The sequence below is a fragment of the Pseudonocardia lutea genome (assembly GCF_042658055.1).
Lineage (GTDB): Bacteria > Actinomycetota > Actinomycetes > Mycobacteriales > Pseudonocardiaceae > Pseudonocardia > Pseudonocardia lutea.
Genome location: NZ_JBHSQK010000005.1, coordinates 24083 through 37712, shown reverse-complemented (window position 1 = coordinate 37712; position 13630 = coordinate 24083). Strand labels below are relative to the sequence as shown.

Annotated in this window: 12 protein-coding genes; 8 read left to right on the top strand and 4 right to left on the bottom strand. The window is 73.8% G+C overall.

All coding sequences use genetic code 11. From position 1 onward, the window contains the following. Window positions 1-143: 143 nt before the first annotated feature. Entirely contained in the window at window positions 144-1361 is a 1218-nt protein-coding gene (locus tag ACFQH9_RS01465; protein WP_379563327.1) for a L,D-transpeptidase, read from the top strand. 68 nt (window positions 1362-1429) lie between these two features. Here ACFQH9_RS01465 and ACFQH9_RS01460 read toward each other — a convergent pair whose 3' ends face one another. From ACFQH9_RS01460 to ACFQH9_RS01450, 3 genes are all read right to left on the bottom strand, one after another. Continuing rightward, on the bottom strand, window positions 1430-2989 hold the full coding sequence (locus ACFQH9_RS01460) for an acyl--CoA ligase family protein (protein ID WP_379563711.1): 1560 nt from the start codon (window positions 2987-2989) through the stop codon (window positions 1430-1432). 105 nt (window positions 2990-3094) lie between these two features. Further along, window positions 3095-3571, bottom strand: a complete 477-nt coding sequence (locus ACFQH9_RS01455) for a MarR family transcriptional regulator (RefSeq protein ID WP_379563325.1) — start codon at window positions 3569-3571, stop codon at window positions 3095-3097. Between the two features lie 10 nt (window positions 3572-3581). Next, entirely contained in the window at window positions 3582-4355 is a 774-nt protein-coding gene (locus ACFQH9_RS01450; protein ID WP_379563323.1) for an enoyl-CoA hydratase-related protein, read from the bottom strand. Between the two features lie 23 nt (window positions 4356-4378). Between ACFQH9_RS01450 and ACFQH9_RS01445 the strand changes: the two genes are divergently transcribed. The 7 genes from ACFQH9_RS01445 to ACFQH9_RS01415 all read left to right on the top strand — a co-directional run bounded on the left by ACFQH9_RS01445 (window position 4379) and on the right by ACFQH9_RS01415 (window position 12891). Then, window positions 4379-5293 (top strand): TIGR03620 family F420-dependent LLM class oxidoreductase, encoded by a 915-nt coding sequence (locus tag ACFQH9_RS01445; RefSeq protein WP_379563321.1) that lies wholly within the window; start codon window positions 4379-4381, stop codon window positions 5291-5293. A 389-nt stretch (window positions 5294-5682) separates the two neighbouring features. Next, window positions 5683-6834 carry an MBL fold metallo-hydrolase gene (locus ACFQH9_RS01440; RefSeq protein WP_379563319.1) on the top strand — a complete coding sequence of 384 codons (1152 nt, stop codon included), beginning with the start codon at window positions 5683-5685 and terminating at the stop codon, window positions 6832-6834. Between the two features lie 299 nt (window positions 6835-7133). After that, window positions 7134-7472, top strand: a complete 339-nt coding sequence (locus tag ACFQH9_RS01435) for a histone-like nucleoid-structuring protein Lsr2 (RefSeq protein ID WP_379563317.1) — start codon at window positions 7134-7136, stop codon at window positions 7470-7472. Between the two features lie 269 nt (window positions 7473-7741). Then, complete coding sequence (locus tag ACFQH9_RS01430) at window positions 7742-7933, top strand: hypothetical protein (protein ID WP_379563315.1); 192 nt, start codon at window positions 7742-7744, stop codon at window positions 7931-7933. A gap of 172 nt (window positions 7934-8105) precedes the next feature. After that, entirely contained in the window at window positions 8106-9644 is a 1539-nt protein-coding gene (locus ACFQH9_RS01425) for an acyl-CoA synthetase (RefSeq protein WP_379563313.1), read from the top strand. 184 nt (window positions 9645-9828) lie between these two features. Beyond that, window positions 9829-11406: a long-chain-fatty-acid--CoA ligase gene (locus ACFQH9_RS01420; RefSeq protein ID WP_379563311.1), complete on the top strand. Its 1578-nt coding sequence runs from the start codon at window positions 9829-9831 to the stop codon at window positions 11404-11406. A 51-nt stretch (window positions 11407-11457) separates the two neighbouring features. Further along, window positions 11458-12891 (top strand): pyridoxal phosphate-dependent decarboxylase family protein, encoded by a 1434-nt coding sequence (locus ACFQH9_RS01415; RefSeq protein ID WP_379563309.1) that lies wholly within the window; start codon window positions 11458-11460, stop codon window positions 12889-12891. Here ACFQH9_RS01415 and ACFQH9_RS01410 read toward each other — a convergent pair. Continuing rightward, a complete protein-coding gene (locus ACFQH9_RS01410; RefSeq protein ID WP_379563307.1) occupies window positions 12888-13490 on the bottom strand; it encodes a cysteine hydrolase family protein in 603 nt (200 codons plus the stop codon). The two genes, ACFQH9_RS01415 and ACFQH9_RS01410, sit on opposite strands and share 4 nt — an antisense overlap. Window positions 13491-13630: the final 140 nt, after the last annotated feature.

Sequence of the window (13630 nt, the reverse complement as noted above, 5' to 3'; positions counted from 1 at the left end):
CAGGTACGGAATGGGGACGTCCCGTTCTCTGGGCCGTTCGGGTGGTTCGCGTCCCGCAATCGAATCGCAATCACCCTCCGCTCCGGATCTTCACCGACGGTGGGCATGATGATCGTGGGGTAGGTGTGACGCGAGGGGGAAGCGTGAAATCCGTGCAGTGGCGGGCCGTGCGGCGGATCCTGGTCGGGGCGGTCGCAGTCGGGGTCTCCGCCGGGCTCGTGGCCGCCTGTGCCAGCGCGAACGCCGACCCGCGGAGCAGCCACGTCGCGGATCCGGCCCAGGCCCCGGCGACGATCGTCCCGCGGCTCGACCTGCAGCCCGCCGCCGGCACCGCGGACGTCCACCCCCTCGGCGCCGCCCGCGCGTCCGCCACCGCCGGCACCCTGCGGGACGTCGCGCTCACCGACTCGGACGGCGAGGCCCTGCCCGGCACCTACTCCGGCGACCGGGCGCAGTGGACCGCCACCGCCCCGCTCGCCTACCGCGAGACCTACACCTGGAGCGGCTCCATGGTCGCCCCGGACGGCACCGTCACGCCGCTCGCCGGCTCCTTCGCCACCGTCGCGCCGAAGCGGCTGGTCAAGGCCTCGACCAACATCGGCGAGGGCGCCACGGTCGGCATCGCGGCGCCGATCGAGATCCGGTTCGACCGCGACCTGTCCGACGACGCGAAGGCCGAGGTCGAGCGCGGGCTGCAGGTCACGACGTCGACCCCGGTCGAGGGCGCCTGGGCCTGGCTGCCGGACGACGCCATGGGCTCGCGCGTGCACTGGCGGCCCAAGGAGTACTGGCCGGTCGGCACCCAGGTGGCGGTGAACGCGCCGCTGTACGGCAAGGACCTGGGCAGCGCCGGCTACGGCTCCGCCGACCTCACGACCCACTTCACCATCGGCCGCAGCCAGATCGTCAAGGCGGACGAGGACAGCCACCGCATCCTCGTCGTCCGGGACGGACAGCAGATCATGGACCTGCCCGCCAGCTACGGCCTGGAGACCGACCCGCGCCGGGTCACCCGCAGCGGGATCCACATCGTGATGGCGAAGTCCGAGAAGGTCCTCATGTCCAACCCGGACTACGGCTACGTGAACATGCCGGAGTACTGGGCGGTGCGGATCTCCAACAACGGTGAGTTCATCCACGCCAACCCGGCCTCGCAGTCCGCGCAGGGCCGCCGGAACATCTCGCACGGCTGCATCAACCTGTCGATCAAGAACGCCAAGGCCTACTTCGACACGGCCCTGTACGGCGACCCCGTCGAGGTGACCGGCAGCAGCGTCCCGCTGTCGGCCCGGGACGGCGACGTCTACGACTGGGCCGTGCCCTGGGACGAGTGGAAGGCGATGAGCAAGCTCACCGCCTGAGTTCTGCACGAACGGCGCTCTCGCTCACCGGGTCCGAGCGAGAGCGCCGTGCGCTCACCGGATGCGACTCACTGGATGCGGCGCTCCACCCCGGCCCACGCCTTCTCGCGCAGGACGAACTTCTGGATCTTGCCGGTCGAGGTCTTGGGCAGCTCGCCGAAGGTCACGGACTTGGGCGCCTTGAACCGCGCCAGCCGCCCGCGCACGTGCTCGACGATCTCCTGCTCGGTGGCCGAGGCGCCCTCCTGCAGCGTCACGTACGCCGCCGGGACCTCGCCCCACCGCTCGTCCGGCACCGCGATCACCGCCACCTCGAGCACCGCCGGATGGTCCATGATGGCCTGCTCGACCTCGACCGACGCGATGTTCTCCCCGCCCGAGATGATCACGTCCTTCGAGCGGTCCCGCAGCTCCACGTAGCCGTCGGGATGCACGACGCCGATGTCCCCGGTCCGGAACCAGCCGTCCGGCGCGGCCGCGGCCGTCGCCTCCGGGTCGTCGAGGTAGCCGAGCATCAGGTTGTTGCCGCGCAACGCGATCTGCCCGGTGGTCGTGCCGTCCGCCGGGACGTCGGCCCCGTCCTCGCCGATCACCCGGACCGCGCACGAGATCATGTTCCCGACGCCCTGGCGCGCCTTCAGCCGGGCCTGCGCCTCGGTGTCGAGGGAGTCCCACTCCGGGCGCCAGTCGCACAGCATCGCCGGCCCGTAGGTCTCGGTCAGCCCGTAGAGGTGCGTGACGTCGAAGCCCAGCTCGCCCATCCGCCGCAGGATCGCCGGCGACGGCGGCGCCCCGCCCGTTGCGATCCGCACGGTGTGGCCCTCCGGCAGCGGCGCCGCGTCCTTCGCGTACGCGATCATCGACAGCACCGTCGGCGCCCCGTTGAGGTGCGTCACGCCCTCCTCGCGGATCAGCCGCCACACCTCCGCCGGGTCCACCTTCGGCAGGCACACGTGCGTGGCCGCCGCCGCGGTCACCGCCCACGGGAAGCACCAGCCGTTGCAGTGGAACATCGGCAGCGTCCACAGGTGCACCGCCGACGGCGACAACCCGGTGTGCCCCACCATCGCCACGGCCTGCAGGTAGGCACCCCGGTGGTGGTACATGACGCCCTTGGGCCGCCCCGTCGTCCCCGACGTGTAGTTGATCGACAACAGCGCCCGCTCGTCCGCGGGCGTGCGGTGCAGCGGCTCGGCCCCGGCGAGCAGGGCCTCGTACTCCTCCCCCGCCCGGATCCGCCGCGGCGGGGCGTCGAGTGCGGCGAACACGTCGTCGACCAGGGCGTCGAAGGAGGGATCGTGGATCAGCACGGCGGACTTCGAGTGCTGCAGGATGTAGGCCACCTCGCCGGCCGACAGCCGGGTGTTCACCGCGACCAGCGGCACCCCCGCCCACGGCACCCCGAAGTTCGCCTCCAGCAGCACGTGCGTGTTCGGCGCCAGCACCGCCACCGGCCGGCCGTCGCTCAGCGGCGCCAGCCCACCCGCCAGCCGGGTGCACCGTTCGTGCAGCTCCGCGTACGTCCAGCGGCGGTCGCCGTCGACGACCCCGATCCGGTCGCCGTGCGCCGCGGCGGCGCGGTCCAGGTACGCGGTGGGGGTCAACGGCTCGAACGACAGGGCGTCCAGGAGGGCCGGATCGGGTGCGGGGGTGTCGGCGGCGTCGCTCACGGTGGTGAGCCTCACCCGCCGCGGTGTCCGTGCGCAACGGGAAGTCGCACATACCGGGACCCGTCACGAGGGCGCGAGCGGGCGGACCTCCCGGCGCCGCTGCGCCACCAGCTCCGTGACCCCGGACAGGAACCGGGCGACGGCGGCCAGCTCGGCCTCCGAGTAGCCCGCCAGCATCGCGTCCATGCCCGCCCCGAGCGGCCCGAAGAAGGCCTGGCCGATCCCGGCCGCGGCGGCGCCGTAGCGCAGCACCACCCGGCGGCGGTCCCGCTCGTCCCGGTCCCGGCGGACGTAGTCGTGCCGCTCCAGCCGGTCGACCAGCGCCGTCGTCGCCCCGGAGGACAGTCCGAGGTGGGCGCCGAGCCGGCCCGCGGTGAGCGGCTCCCCGACCCGGTCGGCGTTGAGCACGGCGATCAGCGCGTGCAGGTCGGTGGTGTGCAGCCCGTGCTGCTCGGAGAAGGCCTGGGCGAGCCGCGCGGACTCGGTGGCGTAGGCCTGGAGCAGCCGGACCAGCTCGTCCCGCCGTGCCCCGTCCGTCATGATCGCCAGGTTACCGACCGGTCCACCGCGGCTCGCGCTTCTCCAGGAAGGCGGCCACGCCCTCCTGCCGGTCGGCCGAGGCGAGCACCGCCTCCGTCGCCTCGCGGGTGGCCGCCCAGCCGCGCTCGTCGGGTTCGCCGGCGACGGTCTCGACCGCCCGCAGCGTGGCCCGCACCGCGACCGGGGCGTTGGCGCACACCTGCTCGGCGAGGGCGAGGGCGGCGGCCTCGGCGCCCCCGTCGTCGACGACGTCGGCGACCAGGCCCAGCGCGTACGCCCGGTCCGCGCCGAGCGGCTGCCCGGTGAGCAGCATCTGCTTGGCGACGTTGAGCGGCAGCGGGCGCGGCGCCCGGAACAGCGCCCCGCAGTTGGCGACCAGCCCGCGGGCCACCTCGGGCAGCCCGAACCGTGCCGACCGGCCCGCCACCACCAGGTCGCAGGCCAGCACGATCTCGAACCCGCCGCCGTAGGCGACGCCCTCGACCGCCGCGACGAGCGGCGTGGACCGCTCGCGCTTCACGACGCCGTAGTTGCCGCCCCGCGCGGTCGGTTCGCCCGCCCCGCCCGCGAGGTCCGTGCCCGCGCAGAAGACCGTCGGGCCGCCGGTGAGCACGCCGCACCACAGGTCCGGATCGTCCTCGAGCTCGTCGAGCGCGGCGTCGAGCGCGGCGGTCATGGCCGCGTCGACGGCGTTGCGCTTGGCCGCCCGCTCCATCCGGATCAGCAGGACCCGCCCGCGCCGCTCGGTCGAGACCCGGTGCTCCGTCGCAGTAGAGGTGCTCACGCCCGGAGCCTAGGGTCCGGAGGGTGACGGACACGAGATCACGTTTCGCCCTGCCCGCCGTCGGCCTGTGGACCGGCGCGCTCGACGTCGTCCCCGCGGCGCGGGCCCGGGAGCTGGCGGCCGAGCTGGAGTCCCTGGGCTACGGCGCCCTCTGGATCCCCGAGGTGGCCGGCCGGGACCCCTTCGTCCACCTGTCGATGCTGCTGTCGGCGACCGAGCGGCTGATCGGCGCGACCGGCATCGCGAACATCTGGGCGCGCGACGCGGTGGCCACCTCGTGCGCGACGAAGGCGCTCACCGAGGCCCATCCGGAACGGGTCCTGATCGGGCTCGGCGTGAGCCACCAGAACCTGGTCAGCGGGCTGCGCGGGCACCAGTACGACAAGCCGCTCACCGCGATGCGCGAGTACCTCGACGGCATCGACAAGGCCCCGTACACGGCGCAGCGGCCGACGACCCCGGTCCGGTACGTCCTCGCCGCGCTGCGGCCGCGGATGCTGGAGCTCTCCGGCGAGCGGACCGACGGGGCGCACCCCTACTTCGTCACGCCCGAACACACCGCCCGGGCCCGCGAGACCCTCGGCACGGGACCACTGCTCTGCCCCGAACAGGCCGTCCTGCTGGAGACCGACCCGGTCAGGGCCCGCGAGATCGGCCGCCGCTACACCGCGACCTACCTGGCCCAGCCCAACTACGTGAACAACATCAAGACCCTCGGGTTCGACGAGTCCGACCTCGCCGACGGCGGGTCCGACGCCTTCGTCGACGCCCTGGTCGCCTGGGGCGACGTCGACACCGTGGTGCGCCGGGTGCAGGCCCACCTCGACGCGGGCGCCGACCACGTCGCCGTGCAGGCCCTGCCCGTGGAGAAGCGCGGCGTGCCGGAGGACCAGTGGCGCGAGCTGGCGGAGCCCCTCACCGCCCTGCGCACGAGCTGACGGGCGCTCGGCCGGCCCGGGACACGCGCCGTGGGCCGGCGCGGGCGTTCGTGATCGTCCGACGGGGACCGGGACGGTCGAGATCCGACCGTCCCGGTCCAGAAGTGGTGATCATGACCGGGGACCGGTGAATCCGCCGTGATCGCCGCCACGGACCTGTCCCGGCCGCCGGTGGCCGGGAAGTGGCCGGGACGGCGATCGTCGCGGACCCGGTCCACCCTCTCGCTCGGCATGATCATCATTTCTGGACGAGGAAGGTCGGCGATCGACCGTTCCGGTCCTGAAGTGATGATCATGGCGACCTGAGGGCAGGGACTGGGGCCCCGTGGCTGGGAGCGGGCTGAGACCGTCGGCCGATCTCCCGGCCGCCGCGCTCGTAGTCTGGGAGCGTGGCCCGCACGACCGCGCTCCCCCTCCGCACCGGGGTGCTGACCGCCCTCGCCCTCGCCGCCACCGGCGGCCTCGCCGCGGCCGGCGCGGCCGCGTGGGGCATCCCGCGCGCCATGGGCGCCTCGCCCGAGGAGCTGCGCCGGGCCGCCGACGGGTCGCCGCACGCCCGCGAGGGCCGCTTCCGCAACACCGAGCCGGGCACCGCGCTGCCGTCCGGCACCGTGCCGGCCGCGCTGCGCGCCGTCGTCGCGAGGCGGGCCGGGCGCCCGAGCCGGCCCGTCCCGCTCGCCGCCCCGGCGGAGGGACCCGGCCCCGCGGGGACGGCCGGGGCCGCGGACCTGGCCGTGACCTGGTTCGGGCACTCCAGCGTCCTGCTCGAGATCGACGGGCGACGGGTGCTGGCCGACCCGGTGTGGGGCGAGCGCGTCTCGCCCTCCCGGCTGGTGGGGCCGAAGCGGCTGCACCCTGCACCCGTCCCGCTCACGGCACTCCCGCCCGTGGACGCGGTGCTGATCTCGCACGACCACTACGACCACCTCGACCTGCCCACCGTCCGGGCGCTGGTCGCGGACCCGCGGCACCGCTCCGCCCCGTTCGTGGTGCCCCTCGGCATCGGCGCGCACCTGCGGGCATGGGGTGTGCCCGAGAGCCGGATCGTCGAGCTGGACTGGGACGGCACGGTCGAGGTGGCCGGGCTGACCCTCACCTGCGCCGAGGCGCGGCACTTCTCGGGTCGCGGGCTGCAGCGCGACACCACCCTCTGGTCCTCGTGGGCCGTCGCCGGACCGCGGCACCGGGCCTACTTCGGCGGCGACACCGGCTACACGGCCGCCTTCGCCCGGGCGGGCGAGCGCTGGGGGCCGTTCGCTCTCACGATGCTGCCGATCGGCGCCTACGCGGACCTGTGGCCGGACATCCACATGAATCCGGAGGAATGCGTGGCCGCCCACCGCGATCTCCGGGGCGGCGTACTGCTCCCCGTGCACTGGGCGACCTTCAATCTCGGCTTCCATCCCTGGTCGGAGCCCGTGACCCGGTTGCGAGCCGCCGCCGAAACGGCCGGAATCCCGCTGGCCCTGCCCGTTCCCGGCCGGCGAATCGACCTGACCGGCCCGCCGCCGACCGCGGACTGGTGGACGCCCGTGGCCTGAACGGCGCCATTCGGGCCGTTCCGCGGCGGCCGCCCCGGTTCCGCGGCCGGGCGCTTCGCCGCTATCCGGCGCATTCCTCCGAAGGAGTGATGCGTGCGCCGCGGACCCGCGGAACAGGGGACCCGAATCGACTTTCCGCGGCGCCTTCCTTTATCGTCTGTACCGAACGCATTCTCCTGTTCCGCACGCCGATCCAGCCCGCTCCCGGAAAGCACCCGGCCACCCGCCGGGGGATGCTTCCTGCCCGCGTGGAGCCCGGTGAGGGGCAGGAGCTCGGAGAGCAGAGGGGCTGAGGGGCCGTGGCGAAGCAGACCACGATCACGCTGATCGACGACCTGGACGGCAGCGAGGCGGAGGAGCAGGTGGAGTTCTCCGTCGACGGGAAGTCCTACGAGATCGACCTGTCGGCCAAGAATTCCGAGAAGCTGCGCGAGGCGCTGGCGCCCTACATTGCGGCGGCCCGCCGGGCCTCCGGGCGGCGCGCCTCCGGCGGCTCGTCCGCGCCGGCCTCGCGGCCCGTTTCCGACCGCCAGCAGAACCAGGCGATTCGGGAATGGGCGGCGGCCCAGGGGATGAAGATCTCGGAGCGCGGGCGCATCCCGTCGAATGTTCTCGAGGCGTACCACGCGGCACACTGACCTCGCCCCGGAACACGCGTCACGGTTCGGCGACAAGGGGTCGCCATTCGTCACCGAACCGTGACGGCGCCGCCATTTCCCGCGCACCAGGACCCGTTACGGCGCGCTCGGCACCGACTTCCGCTCCGCTTCCCGCCGGCATCCCACGCCGCCGATCGGCCCACCCCACTCCTCATGGTGATCCCGCCACGTTCCGTCCACCGGTAGACTCGCCCGACCCGCCCCGGTACCCCGATCCGGTGAGCGGCCCCCGAGGAGAGGCACGAGACGTGAACGCGAAGGTCACCGATGGCTACGGAACGTGTCCCGTCTGCGCGCGGCTGAAGCACGTCACCCCCGAGTCCACCCTGCGCCTGCACAACCGGTTCTCCGCGCGCGGCACCGTCGTGTCCGCGCAGCGCTGCGCCGGCTCCGGCGCACCCTCCGTCGAGAGCGGGGCGCGGCCCGCCGCCTCCGCGTAGCCGCGGCCGGCTCCCGCGCCGGGCGGCACCCGCGCTCCCCGCCGTTCCCCGCCGCCCGTCCGCGACGTCCGCAAGGTCCGCGACGTCCGCCTCATCTGCGTCCGCCCCCGTCGATCGTCTGCCAGGATCGGGACTTCCGACCGCCGGACGTCGACCGAGGAAGAGGACGGACATGTATCCGGGCACGCACGCCATCACGACCCCCGACAAGCCCGCGGTGGTGATGGCGGGCAGCGGCGAGACGCTGACCTTCCGCCGGCTCGAGGAGGGTTCCGCCCGCCTGGCCCGGTTCCTGCACGAGGCGGGGCTGCGGCGCGGCGACGTGATCGCCGTCGTCACCGAGAACACGCCGCGGGTCTTCGAGATCTACTGGGCGGCCCGCCGCTCCGGCCTCTACATCACGATGGTCAACCACCATCTCTCCGCGCCGGAGGCGGCCTACATCGTCACGGACTGCGGGGCCAAGGCCCTGATCGTGTCCGCGGGGGTGGCCGGGCTGGCCGCGGCCGTGGGCGACCACGTCTCGGTCGGCACGCGGCTCGCCTTCGGCGGGCCGATCCCCGGTTCGGACGCCTACACCGACTACGACGAGGCGCTCGCGGGCGTGTCCGCCGAGCCGCTGCCCGCGCAGCCGCGCGGCGCGGACATGCTCTACTCCTCCGGCACCACCGGCCGGCCGAAGGGCATCAAGCCGACGCTGCCGGACTCCGCGGTCGACGAGCCGGGCGACACCTACATCGACCTGTTCGGCCCGATGTACGGCTTCGACACCGAAACCGTCTACCTCTCCCCCGCGCCGCTGTACCACGCGGCCCCGCTGCGCTTCTGCGCCACGGTCCAGGCGATCGGCGGCACGGTCGTCGTCATGGAGCGGTTCGACCCCGAGGCGGCGCTGGCCGCGATCGAGCGCTTCCGGGTCACCCACAGCCAGTGGGTGCCGACGATGTTCGTGCGCCTGCTCAAGCTGCCCGAGGAGGTCCGCCGCAGGTACGACCACTCGTCCCTGCGGGTGGCGATCCACGCGGCCGCGCCGTGCCCGCCCGAGGTCAAGCAGGCGATGATCGACTGGTGGGGCCCCGTGCTCTACGAGTACTACGCCGCCACCGAGGCCAACGGCATCACGTTCGTCGACTCCCACGAGTGGCTGGAGCGGCCGGGCACCGTCGGCCGGGCCGGTCTGGGCGTGGTGCGGATCTGCGACGACGACGGCAAGGTCCTCGCCCCCTACGAGGTCGGCACCATCTACTTCGAGCGGGACGAGCGGCCCTTCGAGTACCACAACGACCCGGAGAAGACGGCCGGTGCCACCCACCCCGACCACCCTTCCTGGACCACCACCGGCGACCTGGGCTACCTCGACGAGGACGGCTACCTCTTCCTCACCGACCGCAAGGCGTTCATGATCATCTCGGGCGGGGTGAACATCTACCCGCGCGAGGTCGAGGACGTGCTGGTCACCCACCCCGCGGTGCTCGACGCGGCGGTGATCGGCGTGCCGGACCCGGAGATGGGCGAGTCCGTCAAGGCGATCGTGCAGCCCGCACCGGGCGTGCACGCCGGTCCCGAGCTGGAGCGCGAGCTGATCGCCTTCGTGCGCGAGCGCATCGCGCACTACAAGGCGCCGCGCAGCGTCGACTTCACCGACTTCCTGCCCCGCACCCCGACGGGCAAGCTGGTCAAGCAGGAGCTGCGGAACCGCTACGCGCACTGACGGGCACCGACGAGCGCTGACGGGCACTGACGGGCACCGACGGGCACCGACGAGCACCGGCGGGCACCGGCGCGGAGGGGTCGGGGGCGCGGGCCCGGTCCCTCCGCGTCGCTGACCTCATCGGTCCGGCTCCGGCCCGATCGGACCTTGCCGAACGTTCGCTCAATTGGGCAGGCTGTGCGCCATGACGACGCAGTCAGGCGCCATCGTCGGCCGTGGCATGAGCTTCAGCGACATCGTCGCGCGCTGGGCGCGCGTGACCCCCGAGACCCTGCTGTTCGTCGACGCCGGGGCCGGCGTCCGACGGACCTACGCCGAATCCGACGCCCGGATCACCCGGCTCGCGAACGCCCTCACCGCCGGCGGGGTGATCCCCGGCGACCGCGTCGCGGTCCTGGGGCTGAACAGCGCCGACCTGCTCGAGGCCTACATTGCGCCGGTCCGGGCGGGCGCGATCTGCGTGCCGATCAACTTCCGGCTCGTCGCCGACGAGGTCGCCTACGCCCTCACGGACTCCGGCGCCGTGTCCGTGATCGTCGACGCGGGCCTGGCCCCCACGCTGGAGAAGGCGCTGGAGAAGGCGCCGGGCGTCCGGCAGGTGGTCACGATCGGCGGCGACCTGGAGGAGGTGCTCGCCGCGGCGTCGCCGGACTACGTCGAGCTGCCGAACTCGGACGACGACACCGCGTTCATCATGTACACGTCCGGCACCACCGGGCGGCCCAAGGGCGCGATGCTCAGCCACCGCAACCTCTACCTGCACTCCTACTCGAACATCGCCACGCTGGGCGGCACGGGCGGGCACGGCGTGTCGATGTCCGCCGCGCCCCTGTTCCACATCGCCGGGGTCGCGGGGGCGCACATCGCGATCACGGCGGGCGGCACGGTCGTCATCCCGCGGTCCGGGAACTTCGACCCGGTCGAGACCCTGGACATCCTGGAGCGCGAGAAGGTCACCTCGTGCTTCTGCGTCCCGGCCCAGTGGGCCGCGATCTGCGCGGTGCCGGGGATCGCCGACCGCGACCTCTCGGCGCTGACCCGGATCTCCTGGGGCGCGGCGCCCGCGTCCACCACCCTGCTGCAGACGATGATCGACACCTTCCCGCAGGCCCAGGTCACCACCTCCTTCGGGCAGACCGAGTGCAGCCCGGTCACCACCCTGCTGCGCGGCGAGGACTCGATCCGCAAGATCGGCTCCGTCGGCACCCCGATGGCCAACGTCGAGGTCCGGGTCGTCGACGACGAGATGAACGACGTCGCGCCGGGCGAGATCGGCGAGATCGTCTACCGCGGCCCGCTGATCATGAGCGGCTACTGGAACAAGCCCGAGGAGACCGCCGAGGCCTTCCGCGGCGGCTGGTTCCACTCCGGCGACCTCGTCCGGCAGGACGAGGACGGCTACTTCTACGTGGTCGACCGCAAGAAGGACATGATCATCTCGGGTGGCGAGAACATCTACTGCGCCGAGGTGGAGAACGTCCTGGCGGCGCACCCGGGCATCGGCGACGTCGCGCTGATCGGTGTGCCGGACACCAAGTGGGGCGAGACGCCGCTGGCCGTGGTGGTGCCCGCCGACCCCGCGAACCCGCCGACCACGGAGTCCATCGAGGCCTACTGCAAGGAGCACCTCGCCGGGTACAAGCGGCCGCGCCGGGTCGCGATCGTCGACGCCCTGCCCCGCAACCCCTCGGGCAAGGTCCTCAAGACCGCGCTGCGCGAGCAGAACCAGGCCGGCTCGCTGGTGTCCCAGCCCGCCGTCTGAGACCCGTGCCGGCGATCGCNGCTTCCCCCGGTCACGACCTAGGTTGCCGGGGTGCCCGATCTCGATCCCGAGGAGTTCCGCAGGCTCGGCCACGCGCTGGTCGACTGGGTGGCCGCACATCGCGCCGGGCTGGCGGAGCTGCCCGTCCGGCCCGCGGTGCGGCCCGGCGAGATCCGCGCGGCCCTGCCCGCGGACCTGCCCGACGAGCCCGCCGACGACCTCGGCGCCGCCCTGACCGGCCTGCTCGACGCCGTCGTGGTGCCCGGGTCGCTGCACTGGCAGCACCCGGGGTTCTACGGCTACTTCCCCGCCCAGGCCTCGCTGCTGTCGCTGCTCGGCGACCTCGCCTCCGGGGGCCTCGGCGCCCAGGGGATGCTCTGGTCCACCTCGCCCGCGGGCACCGAGGTCGAGCAGGTCCTCGTCGACGGCTTCGCCCGCGCGCTCGGCCTGGGCGAGGCGTTCACGTTCGCGGGCGGGGGCGGCGGGTCGCTGCAGGACTCGGCCTCGTCGGCGGCGCTGGTGGCGCTGCTCGCCGCGCTGCACCGGGCGTCGCTGGACTGGCGGGAGACGGGCGTCGACGGCACCGAACGGGTCTACGTCACCGCCGAGACGCACTCGTCGCTGGCCAAGGCGGTCCGGGTCGCCGGGCTCGGCGCCCGGGCCCTGCGCACCGTGCCCTTCTCCCCCGGCACGCGGGCGATGTCCGCCGACGCGCTGGCCGTGATGCTCGCCGAGGACCGGGCGGCCGGGCTGCGGCCGGTGCTCGTGTGCCCGACGGTCGGGACCACCGGCACCGGCGCGATCGACCCCGTGCGCAAGGTCTGCGAGGTGGCGGGCGGCGCGTGGGTGCACGTCGACGCGGCGTGGGCGGGCGTGGCCGCGCTCTGCCCGGAGTTCCGGCACGTGCTCGACGGCGCCGAGCTCGCCGACTCGGTCTGCACGGACGCGCACAAGTGGCTGGCCACGGCGTTCGACGCGTCGTTCCTCTGGGTCCGGGACGGCACCGCGCTGCCCGCGGCGCTGTCGATCACCCCGGAATACCTGCGCAACGCCGCCTCGGAGTCCGGCCAGGTGGTCGACTACCGGGACTGGCAGGTGCCGCTCGGCCGCCGTTTCCGCGCGCTCAAGCTCTGGTCCGTGGTGAACGGGGCCGGGCTCGAGGGCCTGCGGGACGCGATCCGCGGGCACGTGGCCCTGGCCCGCGACCTGGCCGCGTGGGTCGAGGCGGACCCGCGGTTCGCGCTGGCCGCACCGCCCTCGCTCGCCCTGGTCTGCCTGCACGTCCTCGGCCCGGACGACGAGCCCGACGACGCCGCCGGCCGCGCCCTGCTCGAGCGGGTCAACGCCGGCGGGCGGGCCTTCCTCACCCACACCACGGTCGACGGCCGCTACGCGATCCGCGTCGCGATCGGCGCCCTCGGCACCGGCCCGGAGCACCTCGAGACGCTGTGGAAGGAGCTGACCGCCTCCTCGTCCGGGATCTAGTCCGGGATCTCCGCCTGGTCCGCCACGACCACCCCGAACAGGTCGGCGACGGAGGCGAGGCTCGCGGCCTGGAGCGCCGCGGCCGGGACCTCCGGCCCGCCCGCCGGGCCCGGCAGCGCCGCGGTGGCGGTGGCGCCGCCGACCACCGTGGGCGCGTAGCCCAGGCTGAAGGCACCGCGGGCGGTGGAGTTGACGCACATGTGGGTCATGAACCCCGCGAGCAGCAGGGGGCGGCCCGGGTGCTGCTTGAGCAGCGTGTCCAGCTCCGTCCCGGTGAAGGAGTTGGGGTAGTGCTTGACGACCGTCGCCTCGCCGGCCCGCGGGGCGACCCGGTCGACGATCGCACCGATCTCCTCCCGGACGTCGTACGGGGAGCCGGGCCCGGCGTCGTGCTGGACGTGCACGACCGGGATGCCGGCGGCGCGCGCCCGGTCGAGCAGCTCCTCGGCCTGGTCGAGGGCCGCCTGCACGCCCTCGAGCTCCATCAGGCCGCGTGTGTAGGTGTTCTGGCAGTCGATCAGGACCAGGGTGGAGGCGGACAACGCCGGCGGGTCGGCCGGCAGACCGCTCACCGCGCGCAGGGTCGTGAGATCGGACATGACGCTCCTCGCACGTCGACGGGCAGGGGCACCCGACGCTACCGACGGGGACCGGAGCCGCAGAAGACCCGAACGGACAGGGCGCGGCCGACGACGCGACGGGCACGATCCGCGCCCGGGATCGTCGGGGGGTGAGGAAA

What these genes read in the sequence shown, in the direction of transcription:
- ACFQH9_RS01420 (WP_379563311.1), top strand. Translation starts at nt 9,829, where the DNA reads ATGACGACGCAGTCAGGCGCCATCGTCGGCCGTGGCATGAGCTTCAGC.
- ACFQH9_RS01410 (WP_379563307.1), bottom strand. Translation starts at nt 13,490, where the DNA reads ATGTCCGATCTCACGACCCTGCGCGCGGTGAGCGGTCTGCCGGCCGAC.
- ACFQH9_RS01455 (WP_379563325.1), bottom strand. Translation starts at nt 3,571, where the DNA reads ATGACGGACGGGGCACGGCGGGACGAGCTGGTCCGGCTGCTCCAGGCC.
- ACFQH9_RS01425 (WP_379563313.1), top strand. Translation starts at nt 8,106, where the DNA reads ATGTATCCGGGCACGCACGCCATCACGACCCCCGACAAGCCCGCGGTG.